At 67.8% G+C, this 16,193-nt stretch carries 14 protein-coding genes and 2 tRNA genes; 9 read left to right on the top strand and 7 right to left on the bottom strand.

The features are described from left to right. The first annotated feature begins 99 nt into the window (after positions 1–99). The 3 genes from AC1MEY_RS13060 to AC1MEY_RS13050 all read left to right on the top strand — a co-directional run bounded on the left by AC1MEY_RS13060 (position 100) and on the right by AC1MEY_RS13050 (position 1,750). Positions 100–363, top strand: coding sequence for a hypothetical protein (locus tag AC1MEY_RS13060; protein ID WP_480231026.1), 264 nt, complete (start codon positions 100–102; stop codon positions 361–363). A 105-nt stretch (positions 364–468) separates the two neighbouring features. Beyond that, the gene (locus AC1MEY_RS13055) at positions 469–894 is read left to right on the top strand and encodes a hypothetical protein (RefSeq protein WP_480231025.1); all 426 of its coding nucleotides are present in this window, start codon (positions 469–471) and stop codon (positions 892–894) included. A gap of 715 nt (positions 895–1,609) precedes the next feature. Then, a complete protein-coding gene (locus AC1MEY_RS13050) occupies positions 1,610–1,750 on the top strand; it encodes an integrase (RefSeq protein ID WP_480231024.1) in 141 nt (46 codons plus the stop codon). 91 nt (positions 1,751–1,841) lie between these two features. Here AC1MEY_RS13050 and AC1MEY_RS13045 read toward each other — a convergent pair. Further along, positions 1,842–1,912, bottom strand: a tRNA-Gly gene (locus AC1MEY_RS13045). Between the two features lie 96 nt (positions 1,913–2,008). Here AC1MEY_RS13045 and AC1MEY_RS13040 point away from each other — a divergent pair. From AC1MEY_RS13040 to clpX, 5 genes are all read left to right on the top strand, one after another. Further along, positions 2,009–2,082, top strand: a tRNA-Pro gene (locus tag AC1MEY_RS13040). Positions 2,083–2,122: 40 nt separating this feature from the next. Beyond that, on the top strand, positions 2,123–3,586 hold the full coding sequence (gene tig / locus AC1MEY_RS13035) for a trigger factor (protein ID WP_480231023.1): 1,464 nt from the start codon (positions 2,123–2,125) through the stop codon (positions 3,584–3,586). A gap of 143 nt (positions 3,587–3,729) precedes the next feature. Next, positions 3,730–4,314, top strand: a complete 585-nt coding sequence (locus AC1MEY_RS13030; protein ID WP_480231456.1) for an ATP-dependent Clp protease proteolytic subunit — start codon at positions 3,730–3,732, stop codon at positions 4,312–4,314. Next, complete coding sequence (locus tag AC1MEY_RS13025) at positions 4,311–4,958, top strand: ATP-dependent Clp protease proteolytic subunit (RefSeq protein ID WP_163800415.1); 648 nt, start codon at positions 4,311–4,313, stop codon at positions 4,956–4,958. Before AC1MEY_RS13030 ends, AC1MEY_RS13025 begins: the two co-directional genes overlap by 4 nt. Positions 4,959–5,239: 281 nt before the next feature. After that, the gene (gene clpX, locus AC1MEY_RS13020) at positions 5,240–6,520 is read left to right on the top strand and encodes an ATP-dependent Clp protease ATP-binding subunit ClpX (RefSeq protein ID WP_480231022.1); all 1,281 of its coding nucleotides are present in this window, start codon (positions 5,240–5,242) and stop codon (positions 6,518–6,520) included. 82 nt (positions 6,521–6,602) lie between these two features. Here clpX and AC1MEY_RS13015 read toward each other — a convergent pair whose 3' ends face one another. The 4 genes from AC1MEY_RS13015 to AC1MEY_RS13000 form a co-directional block, all read right to left on the bottom strand. Continuing rightward, positions 6,603–7,967, bottom strand: a complete 1,365-nt coding sequence (locus tag AC1MEY_RS13015) for a glycosyltransferase (RefSeq protein WP_480231021.1) — start codon at positions 7,965–7,967, stop codon at positions 6,603–6,605. A 78-nt stretch (positions 7,968–8,045) separates the two neighbouring features. Then, a complete protein-coding gene (gene fdhD, locus AC1MEY_RS13010; RefSeq protein ID WP_480231020.1) occupies positions 8,046–8,906 on the bottom strand; it encodes a formate dehydrogenase accessory sulfurtransferase FdhD in 861 nt (286 codons plus the stop codon). Then, on the bottom strand, positions 8,899–11,241 hold the full coding sequence (locus AC1MEY_RS13005; protein ID WP_480231019.1) for an FdhF/YdeP family oxidoreductase: 2,343 nt from the start codon (positions 11,239–11,241) through the stop codon (positions 8,899–8,901). Before AC1MEY_RS13005 ends, fdhD begins: the two co-directional genes overlap by 8 nt. Positions 11,242–11,250: 9 nt before the next feature. Further along, positions 11,251–12,339, bottom strand: a complete 1,089-nt coding sequence (locus tag AC1MEY_RS13000) for a YncE family protein (protein WP_480231018.1) — start codon at positions 12,337–12,339, stop codon at positions 11,251–11,253. 126 nt (positions 12,340–12,465) lie between these two features. On the opposite strand from AC1MEY_RS13000, the gene AC1MEY_RS12995 reads away from it, so the two are divergent. Next, positions 12,466–14,640 carry a glutamine synthetase III family protein gene (locus AC1MEY_RS12995; RefSeq protein ID WP_480231017.1) on the top strand — a complete coding sequence of 725 codons (2,175 nt, stop codon included), beginning with the start codon at positions 12,466–12,468 and terminating at the stop codon, positions 14,638–14,640. Positions 14,641–14,826: 186 nt separating this feature from the next. Here the strand turns inward: AC1MEY_RS12995 and AC1MEY_RS12990 are convergent, their stop codons facing one another. Next, on the bottom strand, positions 14,827–15,282 hold the full coding sequence (locus AC1MEY_RS12990) for an N-acetyltransferase family protein (RefSeq protein WP_480231016.1): 456 nt from the start codon (positions 15,280–15,282) through the stop codon (positions 14,827–14,829). Between the two features lie 35 nt (positions 15,283–15,317). Then, entirely contained in the window at positions 15,318–16,193 is an 876-nt protein-coding gene (locus AC1MEY_RS12985) for a sugar phosphate isomerase/epimerase family protein (protein WP_480231015.1), read from the bottom strand.

Raw genomic sequence — 16,193 nt, 5'->3', positions numbered from 1 at the left:
TTGCGGACGTGCTGCGGACTGGATCGCACGCGTCGGCGGGCGGGCGTACACAGGTCACAGGAGGTGCCGCCGTGTCCGTAACCGCACTAGTCCGCCAAGATGACCGCCGTCGAGCACGTCGCCGCTCTGCGCCGCACACTCGCGGACGCCCTGGCGCGCGTGGAGGTGGACGGCGCGGTGACCTCCTGCCCGGGCCTCGCCCTCGGCCGCACGCCGGCGCAGATCGCCCTCGCGTGGACGCTGTGCGACCGACGACGTGCCCGGGATCAGCAGCACGGCGACATGGAGGCGGCGCTGTACTGGGTATCTAATGCATCGCACGCCCGACGCCTGGCTGACGTGCACGCCGCCGCCGAGCGTTAGATCGCAGGCTGGGCGTCGCGGCGGAACGCCTCGGCGTGGCTGCGCCGCACTGTCGGTGGTTGCTGGGAGCATGGCCGAACAGTTCAAGGCGACGGGGAGGGTCGAATGAACGGTTCGGATGAGGGGCGAGACATCGGCTTCGCATTGCTCGGGCTAACGCTTTTCCCGTTATTCATGTTGTTCGTGGTGTGGCTTTTCATCGCCATCACCGCAGCGATCATTGCGGACCACCGTGGCCGTAGCGCTGTCGGCTTCTTCTTCGCGACTCTGCTTCTACTCGGCCCACTCGGGGTTGCCGTGGCATTGCTCGCGGCTCGCGAGGAGAACGGCGTGCCCGTAGGTCCGCCAGTAGCGCCACCAGCCTCAGCCGCGCCACCCGAACAGCGCAAGGTCGCACCGGGCCGACGCCGAGGAACCTGCCTGCGCTGCGGCGCTCAAAATGACGTGTTGGAGAAGGAAGCAGCGTCTTTCGAGTGCTGGCAGTGCGGACAGGCGTTGGGCCTGAAGCCACGGCCTGCCGCGAACGCCTAGTTACCACTGATACACACGGCGGCGGCGTGAAGCTGCCGACCGAGCACAACACCGGCACGGGCGCAGCGGTGGACGCGCTTGACGGGTGCCGGATGGGTTCGCCCGCGAACGCTTTGCATATCCTTGACCTGGATTAGATGATGCGTGCAGCAACTACGTGAATGGGGGCAGGCATGCAAAGGGCAGCGGCACAGAAGGTTCTGATCGGGGTCGGCGGGGCGATCGTCACCGCGAGTCTCGCAGCGGCGGGAATCGGCAGCGCGACAATCGCGAATGCGACGTACTCGACGTGCGGCGGCGACCAGATCCCCAACCCCGAGTATGAATCCGACTACGGCTATCACCCCCGCTGCGTCGACACGCTGGAGCCAAACGTTCCCGGCGCTTATGGGCCGGACGGCTACACGCCCTGCACGGGAGACGCCCAGAGTCGGCGAAGCCCCTTCTGCAGTGACCCCAACGGCAGCTTCTAACCAAGCGGGCGCCTTCGTCGGCGCTCAGCGTCGACGAGGCGGGGAGCGACTGAAGCTCGACTGGTGTGCACCGTTGCGGCACGCAACGTTGTAAAGGCCGTGTTCCGGCCCGCCGTCCCTCGGGCCAACCGGCTGATCCCGAGCGCCGCGCTGCCGACCCGAACGCACCCGCACGCGCTGAGGCATACCTACGCGAGCCTGTGCGTCGCCGCCGGTATCCCGATGTCGAGATAAGCCGCTTCATGGGGCACTCGACGCCGAGCGCGACCGAGACGGTTTACGCGCACTTGCTGCGTGAGGATCACAGCGGCGCGATGGCGGCGCTTGGTGGTCTGGCGGTGCCTGAGCGCGGCGACGACAACGTGATCCCGCTGCGCCGATGAGGCGACTGTTTGCGGACTACCTGCGGACCGGATTCGCCGCCCCGAACGGGGCGACGACCTGCATCTACGCTGCTACCTGCGACGATCTCGGAGCGGGCGACGGGAATCGAACCCGCGTAGCTAGTTTGGAAGACTAGGGCTCTACCATTGAGCTACGCCCGCGTGCACTGCCCCGCAGACTGTACCGGCGCCGACCCAGGCAAATCCAATTGAAGGTGCCGCACGCCCAGGCCGTAGTATTCCGTCCGCAGACGTAGACGGGGTGTAGCGCAGCTTGGTAGCGCATCCGCTTTGGGAGCGGAAGGCCGCAGGTTCAAATCCTGTCACCCCGACAGAACATCGTCACCGATCCAACATTCGAGGAGTCCCGTAGTGAAGAGCACCGTCGAGAAGTTGAGCCCGACCAGGGTTCGCATCAACGTGGAGGTGCCCTTCACTGAACTCGCGCCGGACTTCGATCGCGCGTTCAAGGAGATGGCGAAGCAGATTCGCCTGCCCGGCTTCCGTCCCGGCAAGGTTCCCGTGCGACTGCTCGAGCAGCGCATCGACAAGCAGGCGATGCTGGACCAGGTCATCGGCGAGGCCGTCCCCGGCCGCTACAGCGAGGCCGTCGCGTCGGCCGAGGTGCAGCCGCTCGGACAGCCCGAGATCGACATCACCAGCAAGGAGTACGGCGAGGACCTCGTGTTCACCGCCGAGGTCGACGTGCGCCCGGAGATCGAGCTGCCCGATCTGTCCACGCTCACGTTCGAGGTCGACGCCATCACGGTCGACGACGACGAGGTGGACACCGAGCTGCAGAACCTGCGCGCCCGCTTCGGCACCCTCACCGGTGTCGACCGTCCCGCGCAGGACGGCGACTTCGTCTCCATCGACCTGTCGGCCACCGTCGACGGTAAGGACGTCGAGGAGGCCCGCACCGAGGGGCTGTCCCACGAGATCGGCTCGGGCAACCTCATCGAGGGTCTCGACGACGCGATCAAGGGCCTCAAGGACGGCGAGAGCAAGGTCTTCACCACCACCCTGGTCGCCGGCGAGCACGCCGGTGAAGCGGCCGAGGTGACCGTGAAGGTCAACACCGTCAAGGAGCGCGAACTCCCCGAGCCCGACGACGAGTTCGCCCAGTTGGCAAGCGAATTCGACACGATCGACGAACTCAAGGCGAGCCTGGTCGAGCAGGTGGAGCGCGTCAAGCGCATCCAGCAGGCCGAGCAGATCCGCGACAAGGCCCTCGAGACGCTGCTGGAGCAGGTCGAGGTGCCGCTGCCCGAGGCCATCGTCCAGGCGCAGGTCGACGACACGCTGCACAACGCGATCCACGGCATGGATCACGACGAGGCTGCGTTCGCCGAGGCGCTGGAGAAGGAAGGCAGCACCCGCGAGGAGTTCGACGCGGACAACCGCAGCAATTCCGAGAAGGCCGTCAAGACCCAGCTGCTGATGGACGCCGTCGCCGACGACCTGGGCATCCAGGTGGGCCAGGGTGACCTGACCGAGCGCCTCGTCCTGATGTCGCGCCAGTACGGCATCGAGCCGCAGCAGCTGCTGCAGGTGCTGCAGCAGAACAACCAGCTGCCCGCGATGTTCGCCGACGTCCGCCGGGGCCTGACCATCGCCGCCGTCGTGCACGGCGCCACGGTCAAGGACACCGAGGGCAATGAGGTGGACACCGCCGAGTTCTTCGGTCCGTCGACCACCGATCAGCTCGCCGGGCTCGTCGACGACGCGGCCGCGGACGAGTCGTCCGAGCTGGACGAAGGCGACGACTCCGACGACGAAGCCGTCGAGAGCGTGGTCGTGGACTCCGACGTCGACGGCGACGACGCCGCGAAGTAACGCCGGGTCGCCCGGGGCCAAATGCAGCCCTGAGCGAAAGCGCACGCTCCGGGGACTCCCGGGTGGCGCGCGTTCGTTAGTGTCGGTGAACATGAATGGCGAGTACGAATACTCGAGAAAGCAGGTAACCAGTCGTGACTGACATGCGTTCGAGCACGTCGGGGCTCAACCTCGTCGACTCCGTCTACGAGCGTTTGCTCTCCGAACGGATCATCTTCTTGGGGTCGCAGGTCGACGACGACATCGCCAACCGGCTGTGCGCGCAGATCCTGCTGCTCTCGGCGGAGGATCCGACCAAGGACATCAACCTCTACATCAACTCGCCCGGCGGCTCGATCAGCGCCGGCATGGCGATCTACGACACCATGGTGTTGGCGCCGTGCGACGTGGCCACCTACGCGATGGGCATGGCGGCGTCGATGGGCGAGTTCCTCCTCGCCGCGGGCACCAAGGGCAAGCGGTACGCCCTGCCCCACGCGCGCATCCTGATGCACCAGCCGCTGGGCGGCGTGACCGGTAGCGCGGCGGACATCGCCATCCAGGCCGAGCAGTTCGCGGTCATCAAGAAGGAGATGTTCCGACTCAACGCCGAGTTCACGGGTCAGAGCATCGAGCGCATCGAGGCCGATTCGGATCGCGACCGCTGGTTCACCGCCCAGGAGGCGCTGGACTACGGCTTCGTCGATCACATCATCACCCACGCAAACTTCAACGGAGTGACGTCATGACCGACCACACCGATCCCAGGCTCCAGCCGCAGGCCCGCTACATCCTGCCGTCGTTCATCGAGCACTCGAGCTTCGGCGTCAAGGAGTCCAACCCGTACAACAAGCTGTTCGAGGAACGCATCATCTTCCTCGGCGTGCAGGTCGACGACGCGTCGGCGAACGACGTCATGGCGCAGCTGCTGGTGCTCGAGTCCCTGGACCCGGACCGCGACATCACCATGTACATCAACTCGCCCGGTGGTTCGTTCACCTCGCTGATGGCGATCTACGACACGATGCAGTACGTGCGTGCCGACATCCAGACCGTCTGCCTGGGCCAGGCGGCCTCGGCGGCGGCGGTGCTGCTCGCGGCCGGCACGCCCGGCAAGCGGCTCGCGCTGCCCAACGCCCGCATCCTGATCCATCAGCCGTCGCTGGGTGGCGTCATCCAGGGCCAGTTCTCGGACCTGGAGATCCAGGCCGCCGAGATCGAGCGCATGCGCACGCTGATGGAGACGACGCTGGCGCGGCACACGGGCAAGTCCGCCGAGCAGGTCCGCAAGGACACCGACCGCGACAAGATCCTCACCGCCGAGTCGGCCAAGGAGTACGGGATCATCGACACCGTGCTCGAGTACCGGAAGCTCTCCGCGCAGAACGCCTGATTCATCACCGCTGACCGGCCGGGGGATCTGTACGTTGGATCTCGTAGTCCCGAACGGGTCCACCCGGACCGGATCACGGTGGCGACACGCCAGCGACATGGTGGCGCGTCCTCGGGCAGTGCGGGACGGCAGGGGATATGTTCTCCTCCTACGCACGAATACCACCGGCGCGATTCGGCTTCATCGGTCGCACGGTGCGGGAACGAGCGGGTAGCGTCGGGTTCACACCCGGAGCTACGACAGTTATCGACGTCGATCGCAGAAAGTAGGCCACCAGGACCATGGCTCGCATCGGAGATGGCGGTGATCTGCTCAAGTGCTCGTTCTGCGGCAAGAGTCAGAAGCAGGTCAAGAAGCTCATTGCCGGCCCCGGCGTCTACATCTGCGATGAGTGCATAGACCTGTGCAACGAGATCATCGAAGAAGAACTCGCCGACGCCGATGACGTGAAGCTCGACGAGCTTCCCAAGCCGGCCGAGATCCGCGACTTCCTCGAGGGCTACGTGATCGGTCAGGACACCGCGAAGCGCACGCTGGCGGTGGCCGTCTACAACCACTACAAGCGCATCCAGGCCCAGGAGAAGTCGCGCGACTCGCGGACCGAGCCGGTCGAACTGGCCAAGTCCAACATCCTCATGCTCGGGCCCACCGGCTGTGGCAAGACCTACCTGGCGCAGACGCTGGCCAAGATGCTCAATGTCCCGTTCGCCATCGCGGACGCCACCGCGCTGACCGAGGCCGGTTACGTCGGCGAGGACGTCGAGAACATCCTGCTGAAGCTGATCCAGGCCGCCGACTACGACGTCAAGCGGGCCGAGACCGGCATCATCTACATCGACGAGGTCGACAAGATCGCCCGCAAGAGCGAGAACCCGTCGATCACCCGCGACGTGTCCGGTGAGGGCGTGCAGCAGGCGCTGCTGAAGATCCTCGAGGGCACGCAGGCGTCGGTGCCGCCGCAGGGTGGACGCAAGCACCCGCACCAGGAGTTCATCCAGATCGACACGACCAACGTGTTGTTCATCGTCGCCGGTGCGTTCGCCGGACTCGAGAAGATCGTCTCCGACCGAGTCGGCAAGCGCGGTCTGGGCTTCGGAGCCGAGGTGCGCTCGAAGGCCGAGATCGACACGCAGGACCACTTCGCCGAGGTCATGCCCGAGGATCTGATCAAGTTCGGTCTGATCCCCGAGTTCATCGGTCGCCTGCCCGTCGTGGCGTCGGTGACGAACCTCGACAAGGAATCGCTCGTCACGATCCTGTCGCAGCCGAAGAACGCGCTGGTCAAGCAGTACTCACGGCTCTTCGAGATGGACGGCGTGGAACTCGAGTTCGACGAAGAGGCGCTCGACGCCATCGCCGACCAGGCCATCCACCGCGGTACGGGTGCCCGTGGCCTGCGCGCCATCATGGAGGAAGTCCTGCTGCCGGTGATGTACGACATCCCCAGCCGCGACGACGTCGCCAAGGTGGTCGTCACCAAGGAGACCGTGCTGGACAACGTCCTGCCGACGATCGTCCCGCGCAAGCCTCCGCGCAGCGAGCGGCGCGACAAGAGCGCCTGACGCACTTCGCACACACCGAGGGTCGTGATCCAGTCCGGATCACGGCCCTCGGTGCGTTGGGGCACGAGCGCCGCGACCACAGTCATCCGTGGACGAGAACGTCCCGGTGGGCGTGCGGATCGCCGGCGTGGAAGAACGTCGTCCGGTGACCCGCGCGGCGTTCCCCGATCACCTCGTCGAGCAGCGCCGCGATCTCCGCCACGCCGTTGCGCTGCGCGAAGGCCCCCTCGAGTTCGCGGGCACGGGTGCGGTACCGGGCATCGCCGAGCACGGTCCGCACGGCGTCACCGACCTGTGCCGCGGTCGGCTTCCCGGTGCCCAGGTTGATGCCGGCACCTGACCAGGCGACGCGCGCCGCGACCTCCGGCTTGTCCTCGGTGTCACCGGCGACGATCAGCGGCACGCCCGCGACGAGGGCGCGTTGCACCGCGCCGTAGCCGCCGTTGGTGACCATGACGTCGACGCGCGGCAGCAGCAGGTCGTGCGGGACGAACTCGGTCACGATCGTGTTGGTGGGCAACGGCACCGAGATGCGGGACACGTCGCGGCCGCCGGTGCTGACGACGAGCGTCACGTCGTCGGTGCCGAGCGCCTCGATGGTCGGTTCGATCAGGCGGCTCAGGTCGGCGTTGTCGACGGTGCCCTGGGTGACGTGGACGACCGGGCGGCCGGAGTCGAGTTCACCCCACCAGGGCGGCGGGACGAAGCGGTCGGTGGGCTGGGGTGTCACGGCGCCCACGAAGCGCACGTGGTCAGGCAGATCGCTGCGGTGATACTCGAATTCGGGGATCGTCGGGACGATCAGTCGGTCGGCGAGCACCGCGGAGTCGAGTACGAAGACCGGTAGTGGTGGCAGGTTCAGCGCGTCGAGCATGGTCTGCGCGCAGCGGTGCGCGGGCCGGAGCAGCACCCTCTGGGCCACCACGTTGAGCACCCGGTTGCGCAGGCGGCCCGACATCCCGCTGCGGGGCGGTATCCCGGTGCCGCCGGGTGCGGTGTCCCGACTGCTGAGGAACAGCGGGGTGGTCGAGTAGGTGAGTATCGGCGGGCGGGATGCGGGCGTCCCGGTGAGCAGCATCGGCAGGATGCCGAGGAAGAACGCGTCGGTGAGGATCGCGTCGAATCGGTTGGTGGACAACAGTTCTTCGAGTGCGGCGGCTTGATGCGGCAGCGGCCGTACGAAGACGTGCGCGACGTCGAAGTTGACCCGCGCGATGCCGGACGTCTCGGCCCGGCCCGGCAGGTCGGCGTCGAGCGAGGTGTCGTCGAAGTCGGCGCCGAACGGCAGCGGGTGCGGACGTGCGCCGGTGGCGCGCACCTTGTCGGCGTGGCGGGCGGACGTGAGGAAGGTGACGTCGTCCCCGCGGTCGACGAGTCCTCGGGCGACGGTGAGCAGCGGTGCGACGTGTCCGACGGGTGGGCAGGCGGCGATGAGTACGTGGGTCATGCACCGATGGTCGTTCGGACGGCGTCACGGAGCTTGGAGGCCGTGTGGAGATCGGGTGGAGAACGCGGGGAGATCGACCTAGTGCGTGACGCGGTCGGGACGGCTGTAAACGTTCATCGACCGTCCGCGCAGGAAGGCGACGAGCGTCAGGCCCGCCTGCGTCGCGAGGTCCACCGCGAGTGACGACGGCGCGGAGACGGCGGCGAGGACGGGGATCCCGGCCATCACCGCCTTCTGCGTCAGTTCGAAGGATGCGCGCCCGCTGACGAGCAGCACGGTGCCGGTCAACGGGACGCGCTGGTTCTCCAGCGCCCAGCCGATGACCTTGTCGACGGCGTTGTGCCTGCCGATGTCCTCGCGGACGACGAGCATGGTGCCGTCGGCGGCGAACAGCGCCGCGCCGTGCAGTCCGCCCGTGCTGGCGAACACCTTCTGCGCACTGCGGAGCTTGTCGGGCATCGCGGAGAGCGTCTCGGCGGCCACGACGGTCGGATCGTCGCCGGGGGAGTGCCGGCTGACCGTGCGCACGGCGTCGATCGAGCCCTTGCCGCACACGCCGCACGACGACGTCGTGTAGAAGTTCCGGGTGACGTCGACGTCGGGCATCGGGACACCGGGGGTCAACTTCACGTCGAGGACGTTGTAGGTGTTCATGCCGTCATCTTCCGGCGGGCCGGAGCGCAGCGACTCGGGGATCTTGCGAGCACCTCGGCAGTATTCGACGCGGGCGATGTCGGCACGCCCGCCGATGACGCCCTCGGTGAGCAGGAAGCCCTGTGCGAGTTCGACGTCCGAGCCGGGGGTGCGCATGGTGACGGTGAGCGCGCTGCCGTTGAGCCGGATCTCCAGCGGTTCCTCGACGGCGAGGGTCTCGGGCCTGGTGGTCGACGAGTCGGCGGTGAGGTGGCTGGCCTTGCGCCGGGCGGTGACCCTACCCATGCGCGCGGGCTTCCAGCCGGATGGTGACGGCCTTCGACACCGGTGTGTTGGACCGCGCGGCCACGTGGTCGAGTGCGACCAGCGAGTTGGTCTCGGGGTAGTAGGCGGCGGCGTTCCCGACCGGTGTCGAGTACGGCACGATGAGGAAGTCCTCGGCGCGCCGCTCCTCGAGTTCGCCGGTGGCACCGGTGAACTCGGAGACGAGGTCGACCCGGTCACCCTCGGCGAAGCCGAGCGCGACGATGTCGTCGGGGTTGACGAAGACCACCCGGCGGCCACCCTTCACGCCGCGGTAGCGGTCGTCGAGCCCGTAGATGGTGGTGTTGTACTGGTCGTGGCTGCGCAGCGTCTGCAGCACCAGCCGGCCCTCGGGCACGGGAATCCACTCCAGCGGGTTGACCGCGAAGTTGGCCTTGCCGGTCGTGGTGGGGAACAGGCGCGAATCCCGTGGCGGGTGGGGCAGCTGGAATCCGTCGGGTTGCCGGACCCGCCGGTTGTAGTCCTCGCAGCCGGGCACGACCGCGGCTATTGCGTCCCGGATGCGGTCGTAGTCGGCGCGCATCTCCTCCCACGGCACGGGGTGGTCGGGGCCGAGCAGGGTGCGGGCGAGTTCGGAGACGATCGCGACCTCGGAGCGCACCTGGTCGCTCGGCGGCTGCAGGCTGCCCCGGGACAGGTGCACCATCGACATCGAATCCTCCACCGACACCTGCTGTTTGGCGCCCTGCTGCAGGTCCTTGTCGGTGCGCCCGAGCGAGGGCAGGATGATCGCCGTGGTCCCGTGGACGACGTGGCTGCGGTTCAGCTTGGTCGACACCTGCACGGTGAGCGAGCAGCTGCGCAGCGCCGCCTCGGTCACGCGGGTGTCCGGCGTCGCCATCGCGAAGTTGCCGCCCATCCCCATGAACACCGATGCGCGTCCGTCGCGCATCGCGCGGATGGCGTCGACGGTGTCCATGCCGTGCTTGCGCGGACTGTCGATGCCGAAGCGGTCGTCGAGCGCCGACAGGAACGCCTCGGGCATCTGCTCCCAGATGCCCATCGTGCGGTCGCCCTGGACGTTGGAATGTCCGCGCACCGGGCACACCCCGGCGCCACGCTTGCCGATCATGCCGCGCATCAGGAGCAGGTTGGTCAGCTCGGAGATCATCGGCACCGCATGCCGGTGCTGGGTCAAACCCATTGCCCAGCAGGCGATCGTGCGCTCGGAGGTGATCAACATGCGGGCGAGCCGCTCGAGCTGCGCGCGATCGATGCCGGTGGCCTCGAGGACGAGGTCGAGGTCGACCGCGCGGGTCTGCGCCTCGTACGCCTCGAAGTTGGCGCAGTACTGGGCCACGAACTCGCGGTCGACGACGGTGCCGGGTGCCTCGTCGTCGGCCTCCAGCAGGAGTCTTCCGAGACCCGCGAACAGGGCCATGTCGCCACCGAGGCGGATCTGCACGAACTCGTCGGCGATGCCGATGCCGTTGCCGACGACGCCGTTTACCTTCTGCGGGTCCTTGAACCGCATGAGACCGGCCTCGGGCAGCGGGTTGATCGCGATGATCTTCGCGCCGTTGGCCTTGGCCTTCTCCAACACCGACAGCATGCGGGGATGGTTGGTGCCCGGGTTCTGACCGGCGATCACGATGACGTCGGCGTACTCGAGGTCCTCGACGGTGACCGAGCCCTTGCCGATGCCGATCGAGTCCACCAGTGACGCCCCGGACGACTCGTGGCACATGTTGGAGCAGTCGGGCAGGTTGTTGGTGCCGAAGCTGCGCACCAGCAGCTGGTAGACGAACGCCGCCTCGTTGCTGGTGCGCCCGGACGTGTAGAACACCGCCTCGTCGGGGGTGTCGAGCGCACGCAGGTGCTCGGCGATCACGTGGTAGGCGTGGTCCCAGCTGATCGGCCGGTAGTGGTCGTCACCGGCCCGCAGGATCACCGGATGGGTCAGCCTGCCCTGCTGGCTCAACCAGTACTCGGGGCGCTCGGCGAGGTCGTCGATCGAATGTCGGGCGAAGAAGTCCGGCGTGACGACCCGCTTGGTGGCCTCCTCGGCGACGGCCTTGGCGCCGTTCTCGCAGAACTCGGCGAACTTGCGGCCGCCGTGCTCCTCGGGCCACGCGCAGCCGGGGCAGTCGAACCCCTTGCGCTGATTCAGCCGAACCAGGGCGGCGGCGGTGCGCAGCGGTCCCATCGAGGTGAGCCCGCGCTGCAGCGACACCATGACCGCCTTGACGCCGGCCGCCTCGTGTTCCCGCCCGGTGGTCTCGACCGCGTGCTCGTCGTAGGTGACCGCGATGTCCTGGGCGACGTCGCGGCCCGTCATCCGATGCCGAATACCCATGAGACCAATCTATGCCGCGGGATCGACGACCTGCACGACGCCGGCGGTGACACCCGCGACGAACAGGCGGCCGGTCAGGGGGTCGACGGCGACGGTGTACGGGTTCTGCACGGTCGCGACGCGCTTGACCTCGCGCGGCGTCTCCCGGGTCATGTCGTAGCCGACCACTTCGTTGGTGCCGGACGACGCCACCCACAGCACGTCGCGGGTGGGGTCGTAGGTGATGCCGTAGGGGCCGCCGGGCTGGGCCACCTCGGCCAGCGCGCGCGGTTCGGTGCTGAACACGCGCACGGCGTCACCGCGGGTATCGGCCGCGATGTACCTGCCGTGCTTGTCGGCGACGAGGTGGGTGGGTCCGTCGCCGGCGGGTGTCGAGCCGACGATGGTGAGCGCGTCCGCGTCGTACACCGTGAGGTCGTTCTTGCGGACGTCGAGCATCCCCATCAGGTTGCCGACCGGCGCCATGCCCGCGGGCTGCACGCTGTCGGTGAACACCTTCACGATGTCGTCGCCGCGGAGCACGGTCGTGGTGCCGCCGAGTTCGTTGGCGACGAAGACCGTCCCGTTCGGCGCCTCGGAGGCGTCGTGCGGCACGGTGCCGGTGATCACCTGGGGCTCCGCCCGGCCGCCCGGAAGTTCGACGCGCACAAGGGCATTGGCGCTCTCCACCGGAACCAGGACGGGACCGCCGGGCTTGGCGAGCTGAAGGTGCCGGACCGCTCCCGGCAGCGGCGTCCTCCCGGTGATCACACCGGTGTCGGCGTTGATCAGGACGAGTTCGTCGGGATTGCGCTTGGCGACCGCGACGGTGCGCGTCTGCTCGTCGACGACGATGCCCTCCGGCGAATCGCCCACCGGGACCAGCATGCCCGACGCCGGGGCGGTCAGCGGTGGCCCCTGCCGGGGCTCGGCGGCCGGGGGCAGGTTGTCCGCGGGGGGTCGCGCGCCCTCGGTCGGCACACCCGGCGGCAGCAGGCCGGTGGTGGTCGGCGTCGTCTGGGCCGCACTCGCCGACGACGACGGCTGCTCGGGATCCGTCGAACCGGAACATCCGCCGACGAGCAGGACCGCGGCCACGAGCAGGGGGAGACGACGCATGTAATCGGTGTACCCCGAATCACGGAGGTGACGCGGGTGTAACAAGACCGCCATGCGTTCTTCCTACTGTGAGCCGGTCACGTCCGCGCACCACGGTTGCGGACGGACGAGGGGATAGGAACTACTTTGAGCGGAAACGCAGCCCGGCTGCAGGCGATCACCAACGTCGAGGCCTACGTGCCTCCGGCGATCAGCTTCGACCCGGCCGAAGCGCCCGGCGAGATCTGGGGCGCCAACGTGTTCACCCTGGCCGAGATGCGACTCCGGTTGCCGAAGGCGGCCTACAAGTCCGTCGTCGCGACGATCGAGAAGGGCGCCAAACTCGACCCCGCGATCGCCGACTCCGTCGCCTCGGTCATGAAGGACTGGGCGCTGTCCAAGGGCGCCACCCACTACGCGCACGTCTTCTACCCCATGACCGGCCTCACCGCGGAGAAGCACGACAGCTTCCTCGAGCCGGTCGGCGACGGGCAGACGCTGGCCGAGTTCGCGGGCAAGACCCTGATCCAGGGCGAGCCCGACGCGTCGAGCTTCCCGTCGGGCGGTCTGCGCAGCACCTTCGAGGCGCGCGGTTACACCGGCTGGGACGTCACCAGTCCCGCGTACATCCTCGAGAACCCCAACGGCAACACCCTGTGCATCCCGACGGTGTTCGTCTCGATGACCGGTGAGGCCCTGGACTACAAGACGCCGCTGCTGCGCAGCCAGCAGGCGATGGGCGCACAGGCAGAGCGCATCCTGCACCTGTTCGGCCACGAGAACTTCGACCACATCGTGTCGTTCTGCGGACCCGAGCAGGAGTACTTCCTGATCGACCGGCACTTCTTCCTGGCTCGTCCCGACCTGATCAACTCGGGCCGCACCCTGTTCGGCGCCAAGCCGCCGAAGGGCCAGGAGTTCGACGACCACTACTTCGGCGCCATCCCCGACCGGGTGCTCGGCTTCATGATGGACACCGAGCGCGAGCTGTTCAAGCTCGGCATCCCGGCCAAGACGCGGCACAACGAGGTTGCGCCGGGTCAGTTCGAGATCGCGCCCATGTTCGAGAAGGCCAACATCGCCGCCGATCACCAGCAGCTGCTGATGACGACCTTCAAGAACATCGCCAAGAAGCACGGCATGGAATGCCTCTTCCACGAGAAGCCGTTCGCCGGCGTCAACGGTTCGGGCAAGCACGTCAACTTCTCGCTGGGCAACGCCCAGTTCGGCAGCCTGCTGGTGCCCGGTGACACCCCGCACGAGAACGCCCAGTTCCTGGTGTTCTGCGCCGCGGTCATCCGCGCCGTGCACAAGTTCTCCGGCCTGCTGCGCGTGTCGGTGGCCTCGGCCACCAACGACCACCGCCTCGGCGCCAACGAGGCACCGCCTGCGATCATCTCGATCTTCCTCGGCGACCAGCTCGCCGACGTGTTCGAGCAGATCGCCAAGGGGGCAGCCACGTCCTCGAAGGGCAAGGGCAGCATGATCATCGGCGTCGACACCCTGCCGGTGTTGCCGACCGATCCCGGCGACCGCAACCGCACCAGCCCGTTCGCGTTCACCGGCAACCGCTTCGAGTTCCGCGCACCGGGCTCGGGCCAGACCATCAACGTGCCAATGATCATCCTGAACACGATCATGGCCGATTCGCTCGACTACATGGCGACGTGGCTGGAGAAGGCCGTCGGCGAGGGTGCGGACTTCGACGAGTCCGTGCAGAAGCTGCTGACCGAGATCATCACCGAGCACGGGGCCGTGGTCTTCAACGGCGATGGCTACTCCGATAACTGGGCTGTCGAGGCCGAGGCGCGCGGGTTGCCGAACCTCAAGATGACGTTGGACGCCATCCCGGAACTGGGCAAGCCCGAGGCCATCGAGGTCTTCGAGAAGTACGGCGTGTTCAACGCCCGCGAGCTGCACAGCCGCGAAGAGGTCCGCTACGAGATGTACGCGCTGACGGTCGGCGTCGAGGCCAAGCTGACCCTCGAGATGGGGTCGACGGTCATCCTGCCCGCGGCGATGCGGTACCAGACGGAGCTGGCGCAGAACGTCGCGACGCTGAAGGCGGCGGGGATGGAGCCCGACCTGACGATGCTGCAGACGGTGTCGGCGCCGATCTCGGACCTGACGGCGGCACTGACGGCGTTGAAGGTCGGGATGGACGCGCACGGCGGAGAATCGCCCGCCGAGGAGGCCGCGCACGCGCAGAGCCTGCTGGCGCTGATGGACGACGTCCGTTGGGCCGCAGACACGTTGGAGAACCTCGTCGCCGACGACCTCTGGCCGCTCCCCACCTACCAGGAGATGCTCTACATCCTCTGAGCACGTTCTTCAGGGGCCTGCTCCCTCTGGGGGACAGTCCTTCCGCGAGCGTGCGTGTCTGCGGGCGACACGCCGAGTCGAAGCCCGACTTCACGCACGCTCGCGGAGTCAGGGTGAGGTACCGACCAGCACCCGATACTCGACGTCACCGACCGCGTGGAGACCGACGTCCGAGAAGCCGAGCCGTCAGGCGAGCCGGTGCGACCGCTCGTTCCACGCCTGCACCACGACGCGCACCGCGCACGAACCGTTCTCGGCTGCAACCTGTTCGATGACGGCTGCGCCGAACGCCGGGCCCGTTCCGGTGCCGACGAGGTCGGGGTGCATCCCCATGCCGAGGTCGACGACGCCATCGACGGCCGCAAGGCCGGGCACGCGGGCGGCGGCTCCGGTGCAGTAGAAGCCGACGAGCTGGTCGTCGGCGTCCACGACCGCCTGGTAGCAGTCCAGTTCGTCGACCAATGCGTCACCGTCGACGTCGTAGACGGCGTACGGCCCGGCATAGCGCCACGCGCCGACGGTGGCGGCGTCGCGCGCCGTGAACTCGCGGATGCGCACCCCGGGCACGCTACGCCCGCCCCACGGCCCACCGACGAGCGTGCGCAAAGTCAGGTTCTCACCCGGCGTGTCGCCCGCAGACACGCACGCTCGCCGGAGAAGGGGACCCGGAGGACTGGCTAGCCGCGGTGCTTGGCGACGTAGTCGGTCATCGTCTTGAGCTGGTAGCGCGAGACGTCGTGGGCGGCCTCGTCCTCGGCGAACACCGAGGAGACCATGACGGTGTCGTCGCGGTCGTAGAAGCCGAGTTCGCCCAGGCCGCCGAAGAACTCGTCCCAGTCGACGTCGCCGTCACCGATCTTGAGGTGCTGGTGCACGCGCACCGGGTTGCCCGGCGGATTCGTGATGTAGCGCAGACCGTGGCTGCGGTGGTGGTCCATGGTGTCGGCGACGTGCACGAGTCGCAGCTTGTCGCCGGCCGCGCGCATGATGTCGCCCATCGCGCCACCCATGTGAAAAGCGTGGCAGGCCACGAAAACGAACCCGATGTTCGGCGAGTTGACGCCGCGGATGATCCGCAGCGCCTCCATGCCGTCCTCGACGAAGTCGTCGGGATGCGGGTCGATCCGGACGTCGATGCCCTCGCGCTCGAAGATCGGCACCAGTTCCTCCATCGACCGGAAGAACGCCCGCTCGGACTCCTCCGCCTTCTCTGGCCGACCGGAGAACTCGGTGTTGATCACGTTCACCCCGAGGTCCACGGTGATCTGCACGACCCGCTTCCAGTTGCGCACGGCCGCCTCGCGCGCGTCCTCGTCGGGACCCGACCAGCGCAGCACGGGCAGCACCGACGCGATGCCGACGCCCGCGTCCGCGCACGCCGTCCGGAACTTCGCCACCAGATCGTCGTCGGCCCGGGGGTGGTTGAAGAACGGTATGAAGTCCCGGTGCGGGGTGAGCTGCAGGTACTCGTAGCCCAAATCCGCGACCAGGGCGGGAAGGTCGAGCAGCTCATGGTCGTGGTGGAAGGGCGTCGGGTCGAGCGCGATCTTCAC

Source organism: Mycobacterium sp. PTI7, assembly GCF_056679845.1.
Note: the sequence above shows the minus strand (reverse complement) of the source record. Positions and strands in the feature narration are given on the sequence as shown.

Excerpts from the sequence above, each read along its gene's own strand:
- AC1MEY_RS13000 (WP_480231018.1), bottom strand. The coding sequence starts at position 12,339 with ATGCGTCGTCTCCCCCTGCTCGTGGCCGCGGTCCTGCTCGTCGGCGGA.
- fdhD (WP_480231020.1), bottom strand. The coding sequence starts at position 8,906 with ATGGGTAGGGTCACCGCCCGGCGCAAGGCCAGCCACCTCACCGCCGAC.
- AC1MEY_RS13055 (WP_480231025.1), top strand. The coding sequence starts at position 469 with ATGAACGGTTCGGATGAGGGGCGAGACATCGGCTTCGCATTGCTCGGG.
- clpX (WP_480231022.1), top strand. The coding sequence starts at position 5,240 with ATGGCTCGCATCGGAGATGGCGGTGATCTGCTCAAGTGCTCGTTCTGC.
- AC1MEY_RS13025 (WP_163800415.1), top strand. The coding sequence starts at position 4,311 with ATGACCGACCACACCGATCCCAGGCTCCAGCCGCAGGCCCGCTACATC.
- AC1MEY_RS13030 (WP_480231456.1), top strand. The coding sequence starts at position 3,730 with ATGCGTTCGAGCACGTCGGGGCTCAACCTCGTCGACTCCGTCTACGAG.
- AC1MEY_RS13050 (WP_480231024.1), top strand. The coding sequence starts at position 1,610 with ATGGGGCACTCGACGCCGAGCGCGACCGAGACGGTTTACGCGCACTTG.
- AC1MEY_RS13015 (WP_480231021.1), bottom strand. The coding sequence starts at position 7,967 with ATGACCCACGTACTCATCGCCGCCTGCCCACCCGTCGGACACGTCGCA.
- AC1MEY_RS13060 (WP_480231026.1), top strand. The coding sequence starts at position 100 with ATGACCGCCGTCGAGCACGTCGCCGCTCTGCGCCGCACACTCGCGGAC.
- AC1MEY_RS13005 (WP_480231019.1), bottom strand. The coding sequence starts at position 11,241 with ATGGGTATTCGGCATCGGATGACGGGCCGCGACGTCGCCCAGGACATC.